General features: G+C 48.7%; 17 protein-coding genes, 1 tRNA gene and 1 other RNA gene. 6 read left to right on the plus strand and 13 right to left on the minus strand.

Annotated features, from left to right (window positions below):
- Positions 1–443: 443 nt before the first annotated feature.
- Positions 444–1,889, plus strand: a complete 1,446-nt coding sequence (locus CRP01_RS00735) for a TlpA family protein disulfide reductase (protein WP_143473217.1) — start codon at positions 444–446, stop codon at positions 1,887–1,889.
- A gap of 195 nt (positions 1,890–2,084) precedes the next feature.
- On the opposite strand, the gene CRP01_RS00740 is transcribed toward CRP01_RS00735, so the two are convergent.
- From CRP01_RS00740 to CRP01_RS00780, 9 genes are all read right to left on the minus strand, one after another.
- Positions 2,085–2,735: a metallophosphoesterase gene (locus CRP01_RS00740; protein ID WP_099148065.1), complete on the minus strand. Its 651-nt coding sequence runs from the start codon at positions 2,733–2,735 to the stop codon at positions 2,085–2,087.
- 111 nt (positions 2,736–2,846) lie between these two features.
- Positions 2,847–3,143, minus strand: coding sequence for a hypothetical protein (locus CRP01_RS00745; RefSeq protein ID WP_099148066.1), 297 nt, complete (start codon positions 3,141–3,143; stop codon positions 2,847–2,849).
- 179 nt (positions 3,144–3,322) lie between these two features.
- Positions 3,323–3,940: a hypothetical protein gene (locus tag CRP01_RS00750; protein WP_099148067.1), complete on the minus strand. Its 618-nt coding sequence runs from the start codon at positions 3,938–3,940 to the stop codon at positions 3,323–3,325.
- 63 nt (positions 3,941–4,003) lie between these two features.
- A complete protein-coding gene (locus tag CRP01_RS00755) occupies positions 4,004–4,801 on the minus strand; it encodes a hypothetical protein (protein WP_099148068.1) in 798 nt (265 codons plus the stop codon).
- A 274-nt stretch (positions 4,802–5,075) separates the two neighbouring features.
- Positions 5,076–5,147: transfer RNA gene (locus CRP01_RS00760), tRNA-Arg, on the minus strand.
- The gene (locus CRP01_RS00765; RefSeq protein ID WP_099148069.1) at positions 5,121–5,345 is read right to left on the minus strand and encodes a hypothetical protein; all 225 of its coding nucleotides are present in this window, start codon (positions 5,343–5,345) and stop codon (positions 5,121–5,123) included. Before CRP01_RS00765 ends, CRP01_RS00760 begins: the two co-directional genes overlap by 27 nt.
- Before the next feature lie 20 nt (positions 5,346–5,365).
- The gene (locus CRP01_RS00770) at positions 5,366–6,148 is read right to left on the minus strand and encodes a patatin-like phospholipase family protein (protein ID WP_099148070.1); all 783 of its coding nucleotides are present in this window, start codon (positions 6,146–6,148) and stop codon (positions 5,366–5,368) included.
- A 155-nt stretch (positions 6,149–6,303) separates the two neighbouring features.
- On the minus strand, positions 6,304–8,871 hold the full coding sequence (locus tag CRP01_RS00775; RefSeq protein ID WP_099148071.1) for a lamin tail domain-containing protein: 2,568 nt from the start codon (positions 8,869–8,871) through the stop codon (positions 6,304–6,306).
- 83 nt (positions 8,872–8,954) lie between these two features.
- The gene (locus CRP01_RS00780; RefSeq protein WP_099148072.1) at positions 8,955–9,230 is read right to left on the minus strand and encodes a hypothetical protein; all 276 of its coding nucleotides are present in this window, start codon (positions 9,228–9,230) and stop codon (positions 8,955–8,957) included.
- Between the two features lie 185 nt (positions 9,231–9,415).
- Here CRP01_RS00780 and CRP01_RS00785 point away from each other — a divergent pair, with 185 nt between their 5' ends.
- The 3 genes from CRP01_RS00785 (at position 9,416) to CRP01_RS00795 (ending at position 16,791) form a co-directional block, all read left to right on the plus strand.
- On the plus strand, positions 9,416–11,974 hold the full coding sequence (locus CRP01_RS00785) for a TonB-dependent receptor (RefSeq protein WP_099148073.1): 2,559 nt from the start codon (positions 9,416–9,418) through the stop codon (positions 11,972–11,974).
- 31 nt (positions 11,975–12,005) lie between these two features.
- On the plus strand, positions 12,006–13,112 hold the full coding sequence (locus CRP01_RS00790) for a hypothetical protein (protein ID WP_099148074.1): 1,107 nt from the start codon (positions 12,006–12,008) through the stop codon (positions 13,110–13,112).
- A gap of 412 nt (positions 13,113–13,524) precedes the next feature.
- The gene (locus CRP01_RS00795) at positions 13,525–16,791 is read left to right on the plus strand and encodes a TonB-dependent receptor (RefSeq protein WP_099148075.1); all 3,267 of its coding nucleotides are present in this window, start codon (positions 13,525–13,527) and stop codon (positions 16,789–16,791) included.
- Between the two features lie 159 nt (positions 16,792–16,950).
- Here CRP01_RS00795 and ffs read toward each other — a convergent pair.
- From ffs to CRP01_RS00810, 3 genes are all read right to left on the minus strand, one after another.
- Positions 16,951–17,048: signal recognition particle sRNA small type (gene ffs, locus CRP01_RS00800), an RNA gene on the minus strand.
- A 40-nt stretch (positions 17,049–17,088) separates the two neighbouring features.
- Entirely contained in the window at positions 17,089–17,427 is a 339-nt protein-coding gene (gene gldC / locus CRP01_RS00805) for a gliding motility protein GldC (RefSeq protein ID WP_099148290.1), read from the minus strand.
- A gap of 34 nt (positions 17,428–17,461) precedes the next feature.
- Positions 17,462–18,160: an NAD(P)H-binding protein gene (locus CRP01_RS00810; RefSeq protein ID WP_099148076.1), complete on the minus strand. Its 699-nt coding sequence runs from the start codon at positions 18,158–18,160 to the stop codon at positions 17,462–17,464.
- Between the two features lie 142 nt (positions 18,161–18,302).
- Here CRP01_RS00810 and CRP01_RS00815 point away from each other — a divergent pair, with 142 nt between their 5' ends.
- A complete protein-coding gene (locus tag CRP01_RS00815) occupies positions 18,303–18,785 on the plus strand; it encodes a hypothetical protein (protein WP_143473218.1) in 483 nt (160 codons plus the stop codon).
- Positions 18,786–18,915: 130 nt separating this feature from the next.
- Here the strand turns inward: CRP01_RS00815 and CRP01_RS00820 are convergent, their stop codons facing one another.
- A complete protein-coding gene (locus CRP01_RS00820; protein ID WP_099148078.1) occupies positions 18,916–21,033 on the minus strand; it encodes a heavy metal translocating P-type ATPase in 2,118 nt (705 codons plus the stop codon).
- A 181-nt stretch (positions 21,034–21,214) separates the two neighbouring features.
- Between CRP01_RS00820 and CRP01_RS00825 the strand changes: the two genes are divergently transcribed.
- Positions 21,215–22,027 (plus strand): phosphopeptide-binding protein, encoded by an 813-nt coding sequence (locus tag CRP01_RS00825; protein ID WP_099148079.1) that lies wholly within the window; start codon positions 21,215–21,217, stop codon positions 22,025–22,027.
- Positions 22,028–22,054 lie beyond the last annotated feature (27 nt).

A 22,054-nucleotide genomic window follows, 5' to 3' on the forward strand; every position in this document is an offset into this window, starting at 1 on the left:
TCATGTACTTTTTGGCGCCCAAAAAGCACCAAAAAGGCCGGCCAAAATTATCCTTCCCACGAAGCAGGCACCCACACCCACCATTTTGCCCGCTTCCCTACCCGCCACAAAAGAAAAGATTGCAAAAAAATCGGCTGTTGGATAGCGTTCAGCGCCATTTCCCCAACTTATCTTGCCTTTGGGATCCTAATTTATCCCCCTTCTGGGATATTAGTTTTTTTCACTAATTGAAGGTGTCTAATAAAGATTGTTTCTGCGACATCGATAAAGTGCCTCCACGCCAATACCCATAATTCTGTCGTGAACCTACCCTTTCCCGCAACGGAATGTAAAGCGTACTATTTCCTTCTGCAAAATTTCTATATTGTTATAGTCTAAAGACCAACTGTCCGCTTCTGCGTACCAATCACTTTGTTAGTTTTCACACACCTTTGAACGGCAATATGAGATATACATTCGTCTTTCTGTTTCTGATTTTGAATTTTCTGGGAAATGCACAGGAAGCATCAACATCCGTAGCGCTGGATCATTTCGCAGCACCGAAAGTGACCCGCTTCCAGATTAAAATAAGTGAAACATTAGCCGCTCCGACCCGCCTGTTGGTGATGCACAAATATGTCCTGGATCTTCCTTTCAAAATGGACACTTTGTTGCCGGCCGGCACCAGAGAACTCCAGCTCGATCTTCCCCTGGAGAATCCTTCCCTGATCACTATCCGCATCAATAACCTCACCGATCAATTGTTTGTCGTACCGGGCCGCAATCTGACGGTAGCTTATTCCGAAAAGGAAGACTCCCGAGCGTTAAAAAAAGAAATTACAAATGACCCGGAACTGAACGCGATTAATACCTACTACCAAAAGCGGATCTCCATTTCGGGCACCCCCACCCAACCCCTGGCCGCCTACCGGGCTCCCTTTCGGACCATGACCGATTTTGCCGCCTTTACTGCTTATTATGATTCCTTAACCCAGGCACAATCGCAGCTTTTGACTGACATGCAGGAGCAACTGCTGCCCTGGTTCGTCAGCTACGAAGCCAACAACATTCATTATACCGGGCTTAGCTTCCAACTGTACATGATGAAAATGCTGAGGTACGATAACCCGCAATCCTCGGGGCCTGAGTCGACGGAACTGGACCTCTTAGCAAAGGTAAAACTGGATGACCTGCCCGCGCTGCCCATCGTGTACTATACTGAAGCTTTAAAAGACCTCGCGCTCCTGAAATACTGCACGGCGGATTGTTTCGGTGATTCCGAAAACAAGTGGCGGACATACCACGCCGCCCTTCTCCGACTGGGGCAGGAGATCACCACCCCGGCCGTCCGCGAGTTGTATTTCGCCGGGATCCTCATGCGCTCGACCGTAGCCGGAGAAACACTGCCGCCGACCATCCTTAACGCCTATCAAAATGGCCTGTCGGGTGACTATCTAAACCGCATCGCCAAACATACGCCGAAACTGGATGGTCAGCCCGCACCGGGCTTTTACCTGAAGGAACTATCGGGTGGCTTTAAAGGGATCGCGGATTTCAAAGGGAAAGTGGTATTGCTCAATTTCTGGTTCGTCGGTTGTAAGGGCTGCCTGGCCGAGATCCCCTACGAACAGCAATTGGTGGAGCAATTCGCCGATGCCCCTTTTGCCCTGGTGAATATCTGTACCAAATCCAGCGATGCGGCCTGGCGAAAATGGGTGGAGGAAAAAGGCCTGCACGGCGTCAATCTGCTGGCCCAGGGGAACTGGAACGACAAGATCGCCAAATCTTATCAGATCCTGAGCTATCCGACCTATGTTCTGATCGGGAAGGATGGTAAGGTGATTAATGGGGCCTGTCCGGAACCGAGTAGTGGGGAGTTGGTGGGGTTGATTTCGGAGCATCTGGAGTGATTAGGTCTACCTATTTATCAAAACAGTAGCCGAAATGGCTGCTTTTTACAGCTTTCCAAAAAACTAAATATTTGACTTTACGGAGCGGTCCAAAATGGATACTACGTCGGCGTTGCAAACGCCTCCGAGCGGTCGGGGTAGTGGCTTTGATTCGATGGCTTACTGAAAGTACAAATTACAGGTAGCGAGGGCGAATCAATACTTCTTTATATCAACATTTTCCTGAACTACCATCCTCATTTCGTTTAAATCAAGGGCCACCAGAGTACCGTATGCGGTTTCTTCGTATTTTAAAGAACGATAGCAACCGTTGTCAATGGGGATGTAGGTGGTTTGATCCATTACGGCATCAAATATTTCCGATAAGGAAGTGATAACATGACCATGAATTATCTTTTTGCCATCTAGAAAGTCATAATCAGGTTCAATTCTAAACCCCAATCCCCATTTCATGGTTTTAGTATCTTCCAGGGGATCATCTAAGGTGAAGTTAAGTCCTGCATGAACAAAGATGAAGTCTTCCGTTTCGTAGTAATACGGCATCGATTCGATCAATTCTTTATGAGCGGGACTCAGCTTTTTACCGAATTCTTCCAGGAATTTATCTTCGTGATTGCCCCTTATGGGATAAACCTGATAGCCCTGGGAAATAAGCGTATAAATCTCTTCCAGAACGCCAACCGATCCGGGTCCTCGATTGACGTAATCTCCTAACAAAAATAGCTGATCCTCTTTCTGTAGTGCTATTTTTTCATGGACCAGCGTTTTAAAGGTTTCTATACATCCATGAACATCAGAAATAGCGAATCTTCTCTTGTTTCCTCTTGGAATTATATTTCTCTTCATTTAGGTTTTCATTTCAGACAGAAGTCAAGCGCTATAGGCGTAAGTTGAGACATTCAGGTAGCCGGTTGACTCTATGAAATTGCGCCAGGCCGGTCCTGTCTAAAAAAAAAATTAAACCTCCTGCATCACCTGGTCAATAATTGACTTCACATACTTCTGATGAGGTCCTTCGTAATCTACATGTATAGAAAACCAGTCAAAACTAGCTTGTAATTTTTCTGATGCTGATTTTGTTTTGTCAGCACGAAATGCGTACGGAATATTGTGGATCAGGTCTGCTTTATGGTAGATGGCCTTGTCCTCACATTGGTATGCGTGTTCTCTGATTTCTAAGATCATGTCCCTAAGGATCCTGAAGTATACTTCTCTGATCTGATCATCAGTGAGTTTGGTTTTTGACTTTCTCATTTTTGATATCGGGGTTTATTTGTTATTTCATTATAGGTCTGGTATTCCTATCAGTTACGGTTTCATTTACGCATTGACATTTGCAATCCTGAGTAATCCGGTGCGCCGCGATTTCCGTTTTGTACTCTGGTCAGCAACCTGGCGGGCAGCGATCTCTTAACCGTCATTTTTTTATAAATTCAATCTAATTTAATTCTCTCAATCTCCGTCAATTTTTCTTCAACAAAACCTTCACAATTATCGTTTTTGCAATAAAATTCGATGGTTATCAATTCATTATTCCGAAGGGTGAAGATCTCGATTGAAGAATCAATTAGTTTTTTCGACACATCATCGTATACCTCCAAACCTAATATTCCGAAATTAGAACCACTTATGGTTTGAATATCCTTTTTGAGCCACAACATGGAATAGCCCGTATATTTTTCTTCATACACTCCTAAGCTCGCAGCTAGTAAATCTGCCAACTCGTAATCTTGATAACAATCCGGATAATCTGGCTGAATGATAGTTATCTGATTGATCGTATCAGGAAAATCTACACTGTAGGCAAAACCCGTCTCTTTAACGTTTCTAAGCTTTGATTTCGAAATTCTAGTTTTCCTTCGATGACCACAGGAGTAATCCGAATAATCGATCCAGGTAAATATGGTATCAAGTTCTCTGGGATAATCAAGTTTCAGTTTACCAGCATCATATTCTAGATCCAAGGAGATATTATTTCTCTTTTTCCTAAAATCACATGAATACAAAAATAAAAGACATGTGAGTATACTTAAAAGCAGTAACTGCTTCATGTAATCAAGTAATTTTTCTACTCGAATTAAAGCGATTTTTGTTGCATCTTTTTAATTGATAAATCACAGATTGACTTCCTTCGTTTTTCTATTTGGGTTGATTTTATCATGTTTTTCAAGGTTTGCTTTAATCAGTCTAAATGCTTCCCGATTTGACTCGTTTTCAGGCTCTAGGTAATCAACAAACTTTTGAAGAGCAACTAAATTACAGTAATGAATTCTAACCTTTTCATTTGGGTGGTTAATTAATTTGCTCACTATTTCAAAGTACCTTTTCTGATCTTTTTCAAATATTTCCCAGGTCCACCTGTGTATCCAATGAATTCTATTTCCATCACTATTTTCACATGGTACCTCTTTGAGTAATTCATAAAACCACTTATCCATCATTAGATGGTTATATTCCACATTTTGAATGTGCTTTCCTTCATTTGTTTTACCAATTCCCCTTCGATATACTTCATCTCCTTCTGGAGAATAGTAAACTATCGTTTGATCATTTTGTATATGTGAAATCTGACCATTTTGAAAGTAGTATACGTTTTTTTTCTGAACTAAAATTCCTTCCGCATTCCACCTTGTGTATTCAAAGTTTTCCGACCATTTAGTGGATAGCTTACCGTTTTCGTGATACCATTCTCCTCCTATGCAATTACCTTCTTCATATTCTTCTTTGGCTTGTAAATTTCCATTATCAAATTTAATTATATATGTCCCATGAGCAGCTCCATTCTTATATTGTATCGACTCATTTCCATCTTCAAATGTCCCGCTGAACGGTTCACCCTTGTAAAAGACCGAATTGAATCTGTTGTATTCATTTCGGAACTCAAAATTTGCATCTATGGACTTTGTTTTCATTTTTCTATTGTGGGTGACATACCGTTTTAAATTGAATTCACAATTACAAATCATGGAACCCGCTACCAATTATCAGTGAAAGCGCCAACACCATGCTAAAAAATGGTGAAATCTCACTTTTATCTACAGTATAAATCAAACATTATATTTCTTAAAAAGAAGGAAAGAAGGGCCTTCATATGCAGCCCGCTAATCTTAGATCAGTGCTCCCGCCAGGACTTCCCGATGCCACTACGTGCATACGGGATAAACTTCTCGCCCTGGCTTTCGCTAGTGCTCCCGCCAGGACTCGAACCTGGATCTAGAGTTTAGGAAACTCCTATTCTATCCCTTGAACTACGGGAGCATAAAAAAGATGGGTCGTACCAGCAAAAATAGCAAAAAGCGTTGCCCGGGCAAATCGGCGGGGTAGTTCGTTAGTGAATTTGTAGCCGATGAGCAATTGCAATTTCAATAGCAATGCCAATTCCAATAGTTCAAATCCACGCGAACGGGTTCCTACAGGACCAAAAGGCGGCCTGTTCCCGTCCATTGTAATTGCCATTGCAATTGAGATTGAAATTACTACTCCGATTTCACCAGCGCACTTTTTTCATTCAGCACACTCATAGCCGCTTCGTAGCCGATATCGTACAGTTCCTGAAATTTATTGAATTGGAAGATATGGTATTTGTTGATCAGTTTCGGTTCGATCAGCAAATCGCATTTCTCCGCTTCGCTGTGGGTATTGGACCAGATGGACATCTCAAAACAGCGCATGGCGATCCCCCGCATGGTACTTACAGAAGCCTTGGTGGCTTTGATACGGGGCATCACGTTGACGCCGATGGTGAAATCCGTAACGTCCTTCAGCGGGGTCACCGGCATATTACATAAAGCGCCGCCGTCGACGTAAAGTTCCCCGTCGATATCGATCGGTTCGAAAACGAGGGGAATGGCACAGGAGGCCTGAATGATGGAGAACAGAGTACCGGTATTACGAATTTCCAGCTTGCCGGTATTCAGATTGGCGATAGCCAGATGTAGGGGCTTTTTGAGTCCTTCGAAACTATCCTCGTCGATGCATTCTCCGAGGCGTTGTTTCAGATAGTCCAGTTTGTTCAATCCGCCGCCGGGAAGCCGCAGGGAAACCAGTTTCCACAGACTGCTGTCCTTAATGAAATCCAGCATCGTGTCTGTGGGCATCCCGGCCGCATAGAGCGCACCGACGATGGAACCGGCACTGCAACCGACGATCACATCCGGATGAATGTTGTGCTCCTCCAGCGCTTTCAACACGCCGATGTGGGCAATGCCCCTTGCACCACCGCCGGAGAGTGAGATCCCGATCTTTTTCCCGTTTTCCATAATGCTTATTAGTATAGGTTATCCCGGGATCCATACTACTCATGAACCCCGGGACAAACCCAGATAGTTGTATTACAATTTCGAATTAATCAACATCAAAACGTTCCAACGTTCTAACGTTCAAACTTTCTAACGTTAGCACGTTCAAACATCCCTTACTGCTTCACGATCTGCATACTCCAGATCCGATCCGTCTGCACAAAAGTGAGCGTATACAGCCCTTTTGGCAGTTGGCTCACATCCAAACGCTCATTTGCCTGCGGATCGTACTTCCGCAGTACTTCCTGACCGAAAGCATTGTGTATGCGTAGTGCATCAAAGCGATCGCTGAGTTCCAGTTGCAGGTAATTGCCGGCCGGGTTCGGATAGGCGCGTACGGAACGCGCCAGTTCCGGATCCACCGTCTGGCTCACCAGTTCGATATCCTCCAGATAGCGGGGCAACAGCTGGTAGCCTTCCGTGTAGGGATCGCTGCTGTCAAATTGATCTCCAATACCCGTTATATTGAACGCACCGGCGGGAGCGGCCGTACCGGCAATATTGACGTCCGAATCGATCCGCACTGAATAGGTATTAGTCCCGTCCGTTACGGATACGTTGAAGCTGCCGCCGCCTTCTTCCCATTCCGTCGGATCCGCCAGCGTCACATTTTCGAGCGTGATCAATTGCGATTCGGTTCCTTCGCCCAGTTCGGTCACCACCAGTGGATCCAGCAGCATGTTTCCGCTGGACATCAGGCTGATCGTATCCACGTTGATTTGGGTCAGACCGTTGAACTGACCAATGGTCCCCTGAATGGAGACCATATCCCCTTCCATCACCGTATAGTCATAATCTTCACTGCTGCTGAAAACGCCGATACCGTCGCCGTCCGCCTCGATCACCGTAAATTGCAGCCCTCCCGGACGCAGGTTCACGCCGTAGACAATACCCTGGACTTCCGCATCGACGCCGATAGAATCCGCAACACCATTTGCGTTCTCGGTATTTAATACGCTGATATCGTAAAGTGGATAGACGTCTTCCATGGGTGGAGCGCAAGCATCCGCCGCGCCGGGCGAAGCGTAGATCAGGGAGCCATTGATGATCACTCCGGAGTCCGTGGTGGAAGCGGACCAGTTGGCGCCGTCCGTCGGGTCCGCCGTCGGATCGCAAAGGACCAGGGAGGCACCGCCGCCGTTCGCATCGGCCGGCCAGTCTCCGTCACGATCGTAAGTTACCTGCAATACGACCGTACCGCCGGGGTTAGACAGTTCGATCGATTCCCCGCCGTTCGACAAAGCGCCGGTAAAGGGCAGTGCAGAAACACCAAACTGATTGAGCAGCGCCTCCGGATTGACCGCCAGCACGATATAATCGCCGGCACCCAAAATGAAATCGGGGAAGGTCGCCGTTACGCCGGCCGTAAAGGTATAGCCGGTCAGATCGGCCGGAGTATCACCGTAGTTATAGATCTCGATGAATTCCAAGGAATCCGTGCCGGATTCCGGTGGGTTGTACATGATCTCGGTAATGGCCAGATCGGGGATCACCGCGTCGTTATCCTGAATGATGATCAGCGACTGATCGGCGAAAACGTCGATCGTGGCTTCCGCACTGGGGTCCGAAAGTTCGAGCGCGATCGTATCCAGAGTTTCCAGATCCGTATCATCGATGATCGTCAGACTGAGCATGACCGTATCGCTCGTCGCGCCGGGTGTGAAAGTGACGGTAGTGGGAGTAAAGGTATAATCGGCATCCAGCGTGGCCGTGGTGGCCGCACCAATACCTACATCTACAGTGGTCGTAGCCATTGGATCACCCTGAGACAGCGCCACCGGGATCATCAGAGTGCCCGCGGCTTCACTAACGGTCATTTCTGTGCTCAGGAAGCTCACCAGCGGACCGTTGGCGCATTGTCCCGCTCCCCGGGGGTTGGCGTACAACTCAAAACCGTTGATGAAGATGCCGGTCGCGGTGCGGGCCGCGCCCCAGCTGGCCGGATCATTATTGTCGGAAGCCGGATCGCAAAGTACCAGCGCTGCCCCCAGTCCGTCGGGTTCGGAGGGCCAGTCCCCGTCCGGTTCGTAATCTACCTCATCCACCAGGTTGCCGTCTCCATCGAGGAGCTGGATCAGTTCCCCGCCATTGGACAGACCACCGCCGTCCATTTCAAAAGCCGGAACTCCGAAGGTATCGGTAAAAAATACCGAATCGGCGGCCACGATCACATAATCGCCGGCATTCAGATTAAAACCGGGAAAGGTAAAATCAAAGCCGGAAAAGGAGTAACCGATCAGATTGATGGCGGAATTACCCGCATTGTACAATTCGAGATATTCCAGATCGGCATCCGAACCGGGCGGATTGTACATGATCTCCGTAATGACGATCGACTCGACCGTCGGTTCACTGACCACAACCTGGCCGGTCATCCCCAGAGCGAAGTGTGGATCGCAGCGGTAATTATAGAGTCCGGCCTGGTCAAAGACAAATTCGTAGGTCCAGGCCGACGACGAGGCATTGCCGTTGCCGAAGCCCACCGGATTTTCCGGATAAGTGTCTGTGGTACCGTTCACGTTGTGGCTGCCGCTGGTATTGGTCCAGACCACCGTGTCGCCGATCTCAATACTGAGCGCATCCGGCGAAAATACATTGGAGCTTACCGTGACGAAGTGTTTCGTCTGAGCAAGAAGCGCGAAATTCAAAAAGAGGCTTAAAACAAGGAGCGTATATCTACTCATATTTTTTGGGTTTTATGAAAAAAGATTATTGGTGTAGTGATTGCAGGCTTTGACCTATCAACAAATGAGAAGCCGGAAAGTGTTCAGATCCCGGAAAATACTTCCTCAAATAGATAGACAAACAAGTCGATTGCGTGTTGATTACTTCCTTCCGGCACGGTAAGGATATCCGGTTCCGGATCGCCGGCCAAATGTCCGGCCGCTATACCTGAGCGATTTGCGGATCGAGGCAAAATCGCTCCAAACGTGAATATTTCACGGAAATATAAAACATTTTTGACCGGAAAGTTGCGGATTTTTTTTCGAATGGAAACAAACGAGGGACCAACATCCATTCCAAATTCAGAATTAAATTTCAAGTTCAAAAGTGTTCGCAAAAAAATATTTTAAGCAAATCAAAATCCGCCGAAAACGCATATATGTTTCCATAATATGAGTAGGATTTCCCCCTAAAAAACTTACCTTGAGTTAACAATTTCTTAACATGGCAATCGTACTTTTGCCGTGATGTTCTAAACATTCTCAACTTTAACACACTAGTTTTATGGGATTTTCAAACTTTTACAAGCCGTTATTTGCATTGGCTTTCCTGGCCTTTGCGTTTACACCGGCATTCTCTCAAGGTAGTATTACCGGTAAAGTAATGGACGAGGATACCAGCGAACCGCTGATCGGTGCAACCATTCTCGTTAAAGGAACGACTACCGGTACCATTACCGACCTCGACGGAAGTTTCACCTTACAGGGAATTGACGCCGGTACTCAGGCGATCATCATTTCCTTCATCGGTTATCAGGAAATGGAACAAGAGGTGGATGTTAGGAATGGTCAGACCGCTAACCTCGGTCAGATCCTGGTACCTTCCAGCTCCATTGGTCTGGCTGAAGTACAGGTTATCTCTTCCGTAGCGGTTGCCCGCGAAACGCCGGTTGCCGTTTCTACCCTCAAGGCAGAACAGATCGAATCCAAGATCGGTAGCCAGGAATTTCCGGAGATCCTGAAATCTACTCCGGGTGTATACGCAACCAAATCCGGTGGCGGATTCGGTGACGGCCGGATCAACGTAAGAGGATTTGACTCTCAGAATGTTGCCGTACTGATCAACGGCGTACCCGTGAACGACATGGAGAACGGTCGGGTATACTGGTCCAACTGGGCCGGCCTGACGGATGCGACCAGCATCATGCAGGTACAGCGTGGTCTGGGTGCTGCCCGTGTCGCCGTACCTTCTATCGGCGGTACGATCAACATCATCTCCAAAGCCAGCGACATGGACAAAGGTGGCTACGTTTACGCCGGTGCCGGTAACGATGCCTATTCCAAGATCGGTTTCGGTATTTCTTCCGGACTGAGTGATAACGGCTGGGCCTTCTCCCTTTCCGGTGCCAAAACACAGGGTAACGGATATGTAGACGGTACTGAATTCCTGTCTTACTCCTACTACGCGACCATCGCTAAAAGATTCAGCAGCAAGCACGAGGTGACCTTGACGGCCATCGGTGCCAAGCAGGAGCACGGTCAGCGTCAGGACCAAAGTCTGTTGTCAGAATACGAGCAAAGCCCACGCGGCATTCGTTACAACCCGGACTGGGGATATAAGAACGGTCAGCTGACCCACATCGAAGATAACTTCTACCACAAACCGCAAATCAGCCTGAACCACTACTGGACCATCAGTCCGAGTGCTCAGCTATCTACGGCGGTATACGCATCCTACGGAACTGGCGGTGGCGGCGGTACCGGCGGTGACAACAAATTCAACAATTCCGATTACCGCGTAGACGGTCTGGTTGATCTGGATCGTATCGTTAGAGAAAACCAGGCAGAATACGACTTCGGTGCCGTTTCTTTCCTGAGAGCTTCCCGTAACGACCACAAGTGGTACGGCATGCTGTCTTCTTTCACCAAAGATTTTGACAACGGTTTGTCTCTGCTGGCCGGTCTGGATTTGCGCTACTACAAAGGTGAGCACTTCCAGGAAGTAACTGATCTGCTGGGTGCTGCTTACTATCTGGATGACAACGACATCAACAATCCGATCAACGCCGCGAAAGTTGGCGATAAGTTCAACTACTATAACGACGGTATCGTGAACTGGACCGGTGGGTTCCTCCAACTGGAATACTCCGATGGAGAAAGCTTCTCCGGTTTCGTAACAGTGAACGCTTCCAACACCGGTTACGATCGCATTGACTACTTCAACAACCTGGATTCTGATCCGAACCAGCGCGTGGGTACTTTCAACTTCTTCGGTTACGGTGCCAAAGGTGGTCTGAACTACAACCTGAACGAGAATCACAACATCTTCGCCAACATCGGTTACTTCGAGAAAGCGCCGGGCTTTGATGCGGTATTCCCGAACTTCAATAACGAGAATATCAACGCTGATGCCGAAAACCAAAAGATCACCAGCTACGAACTGGGATACGGCTGGAGAACGGCTAACTTCGCGGCTAACATCAATGTTTACCGTACGCTTTGGGCGGACAGAACTTTCACCGACGGCTTCCGTGGCCCGGACGGCGAAGAATTCACCGCCAACATTCTGGGTGTAAACGCACTGCACCAGGGTGTGGAACTGGACGCCAGATGGAAACTGAGCCGTGACTTTTCCGTAACCGGTATGCTGTCTATCGGCGACTGGACCTGGGAAAATGACCTGGAAGGTGTAGGGATCATCCTGGACGGTGCTCAGATCGACGAAGTAGACGTATTCATTGCCGGTCTGCACGTGGGTGATGCCGCTCAGACTACCGCTGCACTGGGTATCAACTACCAACTGATGCCGGATCTGCGTTTCAACATTGACTACAACTACTACGATCGCCTGTACGCTAACTTCGACCCGACCAGCCGTAGCGACGAATCCGTGCGCGGTGTGGAAGCCTGGCAACTGCCCGACTTCGGTATCTTCGACGTGAACGTAACTTACGATCTGACCATTGCCGGTATGAAAGCTTCCCTTTACGGAAACGTTTACAACCTGGCCAATGAAAAGTATGTGATGGATGCCCAGGACGGTTCCAACCACGACGCTTATACTTCCAGAGTTTACTACGGTTACGGAAGAACCTGGAACCTGGGTCTTAAACTCAGATTTTAACCACAGATAACCAATAAAGCATTAAACAATCATGAAGTATTTCAATATAGTATTTGCCGTTTTTGCGGTTATTCTTATTCAGGCCTGTAATCCGATGGATGATATTCTGGAGGATCTGGAGATCTCCAATACGGTAGTTGCCGACCTGGACCTTACGCTTACCGAAGATGATTACGGTCTGGTTGGTCTTAGCTTCCCGAACTTCGGTAGCGATGATGAGGCCAAAACCCTGATCCCCGATATCCTGACGGAAAAATATCCTCAGTTCGGAGAAGGATCTTCAGCGCTGGTCACTTATGACATTTACAGCCCGGTACGTATCAACGATGAGTATATGGACACCGTTCGTACCGAAGACTACGAAGCACTGGGCTTCACCTACGGTAACCTGGACGGAGTGAACGATATCGTTGACGTTATCGAGTACAAATTTCCGGATGCAGGAGAGCGAGATGTTGTTACCCTGACCTACGAATGGTACTGCGGCGGTTGCCCGGACCAGGGTACCCGAACCAGTAAGATCGCTAACTATGACGGTAGCTGGTACGTATCCTACGTTCCAACTTCCGAGGACTATGCCTTTATGGGTCAGTCTTTCCCGAACTTCGATAGCCGGACGACGGCCAGAGAGCGTATCGCTTACGTACTGTCCGACCGCTACCCCTTTGCCGAAGCCGGTGATATCCGCACGGCGGTATTCACTTACACCTACGTACCGGATGGCGGTAGCCGCCAGTTTGAGGACTTCCTCGTTGTTTTCGAGTATGACGGAAGTAGCTGGGTGCCTTTCCAGGATGTCGTTTCCCAAACCCTGCAACTCGGTCACGACGGCAGCGCCTGGGTACCGGACAACACCATCAAATACAATATGACCGGTGATGACTTCGCCTGGGTGGCAGCAGAATTTGGTGATCGCAACCCCGATGGTGCCAGTAGTGCCGACCGCTACGGCAACTTTGATCTTACGCTGTGGAGCAACGATCAGATCCTGGAGGCTGTCGGTGAGCTGCTCCTGGACCTTTTCCCGGCAGTTGAAGGCCAGAAATACCTGGTATCCTACGCTACCTGGGAACCGGGAGCCGGTACCGGTGAGCTACACGTGATTTACGAAGGTGGATCCTACGTAGAAGTCCGCTAGAAGACTTATTTTTATTTGTTATATAGACATGCCCGTTTTGCCTGCAAAACGGGCATGTCTGATTTGAAATGTTTCCGCACGCCGTTCCATCTTTTGAGGCTTTATAATTTGCTAAAAAAATAATTTAATTACTCCAACAGTCAACTACAATAGGTATTTGTTGTTTAAAGATTTAATTCATTTGAAGACCTCGACAATACCCTCTCAACAGGTCGATTCCCATCAGGCAAGACACAAAGAAATCTTACTTTTAATTCACATCCGCTTAACACGACAATGGTAATTTTGTGACAAAGGATTAATCAATTTCCTAACAAAAAAATTAGCTGTCAGGGAAAACCTTTTCCCAAAAAATAAAGTTCTGAATCTAATTTTTTTTCATCTCAATTTCACCAATTTTCAACCCACTTTTATGAAACTGAATCAATTTATTGGCCTGTTCTTTCTACTATTTGTGGGAATGAACCTAAGTGCACAGATCACTAGCAGTAGCATCAGTGGTCGTGTGACAGATGCCAGCAGTGAAGAGCTCATTGGAGCTACCGTCATTGCGGTGCATACGCCTTCGGGCACCTCCTACGGCACGATAACCAACGAATCCGGTTATTATGCCATTCAGGGTATGCGCGTTGGCGGTCCCTACCAGCTCGAGGTGAGCTATACCGGTTTCAATCCTGTCAAAGAAGAGGACATCTACCTGAATTTGGGTAGTCCGGCGATCATCAACGTGACCCTGACGGAAGGAACGGTGGTATTGGACGAACTGGTGGTAAGTGCCAGTAAAGATCGTGCCTTTTCGGATGGCAAGACGGGATCTTCACTGAACATTACCTCAGAGAAGATCACTGCTTTGCCAACGATCAACCGGAGTATCAATGATTTCACGCGACTGACACCTCAGTCCAACGGGACCTCCTTTGCCGGTACCAACTCCCGCTTCAATAACTACACGATTGACGGGAACATCTACAACAACAACTTCGGCCTCGGGTCGGCTCAGTTTGCGGGTGGAAGCCCCATTTCGCTGGACGCTATCGAAGCCGTAAGCGTCAACCTGGCTCCCTACGACGTGCGCTATTCCGGCTTTACCGGTGCTGCCGTTAACGCAGTAACCAAATCCGGTACGAACACCTTCCGGGGTTCGGCCTACTACCTGCTGCGTAACGACCAGATGCAGGGTAATAAAGCGGGCGACCTGTCCGTAGATCGCGGCGACTCCCAGAATGAGATCATCGGTTTCACCCTGGGTGGCCCCATTATCAAAAACAAGCTGTTTTTCTTCGCTTCTTACGAGACCGAGAACGAAGCCGTACCCTCTTTCCTCAAAAGAGCGGCCCGGGAAGGAGAAACCCCGGATGGTCTGATCATCTCCAGAGTGCCGCTATCGCAGGCAGAATTTGTCCGCGACCAGATCCAGAGTATTTACGGATATGATACCGGCGCACCGGACGGCTACTCCTTTGCTTCCGAGCAGGAGCGGATCAATGTACGGCTGGACTTCAACATCAACCAGAACCACAAGCTGACGGCTCGTTTCAACCGCTACGATGCGTTTACTGACGTACCGACCAACGGCAACTCGATCCGCTATATTTCCACCCGTTTCCGGAATACTTCCAGAACTGGTGTGGAGAACATCAACTTCCGCAACAACAACTACACCAATGACCGCACGGTTACTTCTTACGTAGCGGAATTGAACTCTATCTTCAGCGATAAGCTTTCCAACCAGTTCAACATCGGTTATACCCAGATCGCCGACCCGACCCGGGGTATTCCCGGCGGACAGGATTTCCCGATGATCGAAGTTCTGGAACCGGATGCCTCCGGCACCGATCTGTACTACATGTCTTTGGGTAATGAATTGTTTACCGTTGGTAACAAGTTGGAGAATAATGTCTTCAATATCACCAACAACACGACCTTCTACAGCGGCCAGCACACCATTACGGCCGGCCTCAACCTGGAGTACATGACCTTCGTGAATGCCTTTAACCCGGTATTCAACGGCTTCTACCGTTTCGATACTTACGATAATTTCGTAGCCGCGGTGATCGATCGGGACCCTAATGTCTATCCGATCGCTTTCGCCAAGGGTTATGCTCTGGACGGTTCTACTACGCCACCTCTCGACGAAACCAGCTTCGGACAATTGGGTATTTATGTCCAGGATGAATACCAATTGAACGAAAAGCTGAAGGTGACCGGTGGCCTGCGGGTCGATCTGCCTTTCTATCCGATCGATATTCCGAATAACGAATTGCTGGATAACCTCGGAAAACGCCTGACTGATTCGGAAGGTAATACCTTCACTCCGGACGTAGCGACTTTCCCGAAGGTGAACCCTCTGTTCTCCCCGCGTCTGGGATTCAATTTTGACGTTAATGGTGACCGCAGCACTGTACTTCGGGGTGGTACCGGCGTATTCTCCGGTCGGATCCCCTTCGTGTGGCTTTCCAACCAGGTGAACGGCTCCGGTGTAATTCGTGGGGGTCTTGGTTATGAAGGTCAGGAAGTAATCGACAACGGGATTATTTTCAACCCAGATGTAACGGCCTACAATCCGGATAATCCGGCCACTTCGCTGTCTAATGAGTTGAACCTGACGGACGAGAATTTCAGATTGCCACAGGTATGGCGGACCAACATCGGTCTGGACCAGAAATTGCCTCTGGGTATTAATGCTACCGTGGAATTCATCTATAACCGTGATGTGAGCACGCCGGTAGCCTACAATCCGGTACTGCGGAATCCGGATGAAACACTGGCCGGACCGGACAATCGCGGTATCTGGACTTCCCAGCCTGACCTGCCCGGCTACAGCAACGATCCCGACTTTCGCAACGTATTCCTGTTGACCAACGCTTCCGAAAAAGCGGACTACTATTCGATCACCGCTCAACTGAGCAAGCAATTCGAAAGTGGATTCTACGCTATGGCTGCCTATACCCGCTCCCGTTCCCGGGACCTGGATGCGGCCGGTGGTTCTCAGGCTATCTCCCTTTGGACGGCTACCGTTCAGCGGGACCGCAACAATCCGGAACTCGGCTTTTCTGGTTTTGACCAGCCTAATCGCGTGATCGGTAATCTGGCCTACCAGAACGGTGGTACCCTGGTTAGTATTTTCTACGACGGTGGCAATGCCGGCCGCTTTTCTTATACCTACGCCGGTAACTTTGGTGACGCAGCCAATCGCCTGATCTATGTACCGGCGAATGCTTCCGAACTTGAATTCGAGGAGTTTACACTGGATGGGGAAACGATTACAGCCCAGATGCAGGCGCAGATCCTGGATGATTATATCGATCAGGATGAATATCTGAGCAGCCGTCGCGGACAGATCGCCGAACGGAACGGAGGCCTGCAGCCGTGGGTCAACCGACTCGACCTTCGGATCGCTCAGGACATCCGCTTCACTTCCCAGGATCGCAACAAACTGCAACTTACGCTGGACTTCCTCAACATCGGAAACATGTTCAACAGCAGCTGGGGTATTCCCGAAGTGGCCTGGCAGCCTAACCTGCTCAACTACCGGGGAACCAACGATAGCGGCGAACCGGTATACCGGGTCAACACGATTTCCGGTACTACGGACTTCCCAACGGAATCCTACCGCTTGTCGAACAATGTGCTCGATCTAGCCTGGAGATTGCAGATGGGTGTGAAGTATATCTTCTAGACCGTCAACGTTCTTAAGGTAAAAGGGCCGACAGTAAATGCTTGCTGTCGGCCCTTTTCTGTTTAGTAAAGTAGGTTCTTCCCCTACTCATTCTTCGCTCAGCAGCCAAAATAATAAAGCCCTTCCGGCACCTGAGATACCGGAAGGGCTTTAAAAAAAATAAGGTGAACAAGCACACCAACCGCTACAACCCGCTACCCTTGCTGCGTTTCCGCCCTGGGGGAGTTCACAGGGAGCTGGCTGTATGCCGTCCACCGGGGGCAAATGTAAGTTAATTTTAGTTTAACCACCAAACAATTACCCCTCAGATTTTGGAATTATTTCGGTCTGTTCACCGAAGTATTGCACAAAGCGTTGCATATCAGTAGCTAACTCTGCATTCTGAGTTGCTTTAAAATAAGTATCCGCCATGGCCCGCAGGGTTTGGAAGAAAAAACGGTCCATTTCGATGACCTGCATGTCCTTGGTCCAGAGGTCGATCTTCAGCGTTTCATTCGATTTTTTATCAAATAAGGCCAGTAACATAGCTTTGCAGTGCTGGGCCGGTCCCTGCTGATCATCCGCCTTCCAGGTAATCGCCTCCGGCATATTTTTATCATCCAGTCCTACCCGGATCTTAATCTCTTTCTTTTTCATATTCACGATGCTCGGCACCTCCGTTCCGGTACCTCTATTTTGGTAATAAATTGTTTTCCTGATTGGCCAGCTCCTGCAGGTAGTGGGACGGATAGACGTGTACGCCTTTTGATAGTTGCTGGGCCGCATTGACCATCGCCTGCGCTACTACCTCCGCCTCAACCGGACGGTATTTTGTCAGCAATCCTCCGGTGAGCCGATCAATCACCCGGCCGAGCTTGCCGGCAATTTCCTCTCCCCACCGGTTTTCGTTGCGTTCTCCCAGTAATACCGAGGGCTGAAAAATGTGAATGGCCCAGAAGGGCAATTCTTTCACCGCCTCCTCCAGTTCTCCCTTGACCTCACTGTAGTAAAAGATCGAATCCTTATCGGCTCCCACGGCCGAAACCAAAAACAACTGGTTGACGCCATTTTTAGCGGCCGCTTTTGCTGCCTCAAAGTTATAGGTATAATCCACCCGGTAAAAAGCTTTCCGGCTGCCCGCTTTGGCCATAGTCGTACCGATACAGAGGAAGATATCGTCTCCCTTGATCTGATCCGCGAAAGTCTCCGGCCGGTCAAAGTCTACTTTAATCTGCCGCAGTCTTTCGTGCTCCTTTTCCAGCGGAGTCCGCACAAAAGCGATCACCTGGCGGTAAGCCGCATGTTCAAGCAGAAAGTCCAGACAAAATCCCCCCACGAGGCCGGAGGCACCGAATATCAAAGCTGTTTTTTTCCCTTTAGTGATTTCCAAAAGTCAATTTTTTTGAACCGAAGAGCAAAGATAGGATTTTGAGTGCAAGTGCCTTAGTAAAATAGCTTCCCGTTTGGGTACATTTTTTTCCTGCCTGACACTTCCTCTTGTTAGTCCGAATTTTAACCCTAAAACTTTCAAAATGAAATCTTTTTTCTGGACACTTAGTTTATGTCTTATTGCCATAACCACCGTCAGCGGTCAATATAACGAACAGTTGAGCTTGAATTATATAAAGATAAAGGGCACGTATGCCACCCAACATTCAGTTATTGAATACCAGCCGAATTCCCAAAGTGCCGTAGTAGATATGGAACGTATCCGGGAAGGTTATAATCTCATAGCGACCGATCTGCGTAGCGGACTTGAGATTTTCCTGGTGACCAGAAAACTTGCGGACCAACTTGTAGTGGCCGGATTTGCAGCGAGAAGTAAAGGTCATGACAAATGGGTCATCATTCAATCTCCACCGCAAACCTATAATGGAAAAAGTCTGGATTTAAAATCGATCAGCTGTCCCGTGGGCTTTGACATTCAATGGGTCTGTAATTCCAACGATACCGGTACTCTGCAGATCTGCTATTACTTCTGTACGGCCAACCGGCTGGTGATAAAATTACCCTAAAAACAGAGACAATCCTGCAGGATTCCTCAGTGAAGCTGTGCAGGAGGTAAGAGCGAGAGGTGGTGGTTATTTCTCGCTCCCATTTTACCTAGTCAAAATGCTGCTCTGTGCGAACAAGTTCAGTGTAATATTACCACAATTTCCTACGCCGCAGTCGCACCGCATTGCCGATAACCACCACGTCCGAAAAGGCCATAAAGAGTGCCCCCCACATGGGATTCAGTAAACCCATGGCGGCAATTGGGATCGCTACAATATTGTAGGCGAAGGCCCAAAAAAGACTCTGGCGGATGGTCCGCACTGTGGCTTTACTGATGATGACGGCCTTAGGCAGATGGTCCAACTGACCGTTCAACAGCACCATCTGGGCCGACTGAATGGCCGCCTGGGAGGCATTACTCAGGGAAACCCCGATGGTGGCGCGGGCCAGGGCCGGAGCGTCGTTGATGCCGTCTCCCACCATAGCCGTCGGCGCCCGCTGGGAGATCTCTTCGATCTTGCTCAACTTCTCTTCCGGTCGTTGTTCAGCGTAGAATTCCTCTACTCCCAGTTTCCCGGCTACTTCGGCCGTTTTAGCCTGTTTGTCCCCACTGAGAATGATAGGATGCAACCCCTCTTTCTTCAGGTAGTGGATGAGTTCATCCGAATCGTCTTTGAGTTCATCTTCGATCTCTACCGTTGCCAGTAGCTCATCGTTGGCCGTCAGATAGACCAACTGACCAGCCAAAGCTGTTTCTGTACCTACGAGCCGGTCGGAACCGATCTTGTACTGTACCCCCGCGTCGTCTACGGCAACCAGTCCGCCGCCTTTAATCTCTTCCACTTTCAGAGTGCCCAGATCCAGACCGTTCACCCGGCTTTCCATTTCCCGCACCAGCGACTGAGCTATGGGATGGGAAGAATACTGCTCCATCCGGTGGATCAGGGCATTGACCCGTTTCCGGTCGGAAGTACGGTAATCGATATTTTTGATCCGGAAACGACCGGTCGTCAGCGTTCCCGTTTTGTCGAACACAAAATTTTCAACGCCGGCAAAGGTTTCCACGGTTTGTCCGCCCTTCACCAGGATCCCGTTGCGGGCCAGGCGGCCAACCCCAACCATTACGGCCGTTGGCGTAGCCAGTCCCATGGCACAGGGACAGGAAATCACCAGCACGGCGATGGCGTTCATCAGGGCCTGCTGGGCTTCCAGGCCAAAAGCCCAGTGGCCCAGAGCGAACGTAAGCAAAGCGATCGTCAGCACCACCGGAACAAATATGGCGCTGATCTTATCCGCAAGTCGTTGCAGGGCCGGTTTGTCCTGCTGGGCGGTTTTCACCAGTTCGATCATCCGACTGAGTACCGTATCCCGTCCAATAGCAGTTACCTGTACCCGGATATTTCCGGAAACGAGCAGCGATGATCCGATCACTTCGTCGTTGGCCGATTTACGGACCGGTTCACTTTCTCCGGTCAGCATGGATTCATCGACCTCCGCTTCCCCTTCCAGCACCAGGCCGTCGATGGGGACTTTATCCCCCTCATTTACCTGCAGGATATCGCCTACTTGTAGTTCCTCCCGATTGATCGTAATGATCGTACCCGAGGGCATTACCTTTCTCGCTTTTTCCACCTGCAGTCGGGTTAACTCACCGATTGCGGTAGTGGTCTGCTTTACGGCCCGTTTTTCCAGCCAGTTACCCACCAGAACCAGGGTAATGATCGTAGCACTGGTTTCGTAAAAAATGTAGTCGTGCTCGTGCATCAGTGTTCCGATGACACTGTAGATAAATGCCGCCGTACTACCGATGAAGATCAGTACATCCATATTAGGTACGCCGCCGCGGATGGAACTGATTGCGCTCCGGCCGAAGTGGATGAACCCGATCAGAAAAGGCGGCAGACAAACCGCGAATTGCACCCAATTGTTATCCAGAAAAGGCAGACCGCCGCCCGCCATCATCAACAGGTGATGTAGTAAGAGTGGCAGGGTGAAAATGGCGCTGATCCAGAGTTTTCGCTCCAGGGTCCACCAGGGCTCCGGTTGTTCCGGTTCGACCACCTGGTACCCCAGTTTATTGATCCCGTTCTTTACCTGTTCGAGGGTCAGTTTTTCATCGTTCTGCCGAAACCGGACTTCCTTGGTCTGAAAGTTTACAAATACATCCTCCAGGCCCTTTCTTTCCAGGAAACGGCTGATACTCATAGCACAGTTATTACAGTCCATGCCATCAACTTCCAACGCTATAATCTCCTCATTTTTTTTCATCTCAACTGAACTTGTGCCTTAATTAACTATTATAAAGATAAAGCCCCGCTTCGAAAGGTTTAGCCTGGGCAATGCTTACCTTTGCTGAAGTTTGGAGAACTACCCAAATATTATACAACTGTACATGAAACGGGTTGAAAACTCATTTCATAAAATTACACCATCACTTAAACAAACAGTAATGAGAACTTTGAGTTTGCTATTTTTTGTCGCCGTTTTTTCTTTGGCTGCGTGTAACAACGCCAGTCAGCCTTCTGACTCCGCCGGAGACATGGAGGACCATAGCGATATGGAGGCCGGCGAAATGATGTATACCTTAACGCCTTTCACACCATCAGCCGAGTACGCTGATGCGTCTATCGAATCCATGACTTACGAGGCTGGAAAATTCAACTTCACTTTGGGTGAAAGTGATTACGAACTTGGTGTACAAACTCCCGATGCCGAACAGAAAATGTGTGCCAATTCCGCAAAAGGACAGCACATTCACCTGATCGTAGATAACGAACCTTATTCCGCTCAGTATACAGCTGACTTCGATTACGATATCGCCGACGGTGAGCACTTCCTGCTCGCATTTCTGAGCCGTTCTTACCACGAAAGTATTAAGACCGCTGCCGCTTCCGTAACGGAGAAGATCACAGTAGCTGATAAGGCCATCACCGCTAACGAAGAAATCACCGAGCCTATGCTATTCTACAGCCGTCCGAAAGGTACCTATACCGGAAAGGCCAACACCGAAAAAGTCATGCTCGACTTTTATCTGGCTAATGTAGACCTGGGTTCTGAGTATAAAGTAAAAGCCGATATCAACGGAGAGATCCACATGATCGATACCTGGCAGCCATATTACATCGAAGGCCTGCCGATGGGTGAAAACACCATCACCCTGACGCTGGTAGGCGCTAATGACGGTGCCGTTGAAACGCCATTGAACCCGGTAACGCGTACCTTTACGCTGGAAGCCGATCCGATGGAAGAAGCTAATCAGTAAGATAGATCGTGGTTCTGCCACTCGAGT

Source organism: Flavilitoribacter nigricans DSM 23189 = NBRC 102662 (genome assembly GCF_002646595.1).
GTDB classification, from domain to species: Bacteria; Bacteroidota; Bacteroidia; order Chitinophagales; family Saprospiraceae; genus Flavilitoribacter; species Flavilitoribacter nigricans.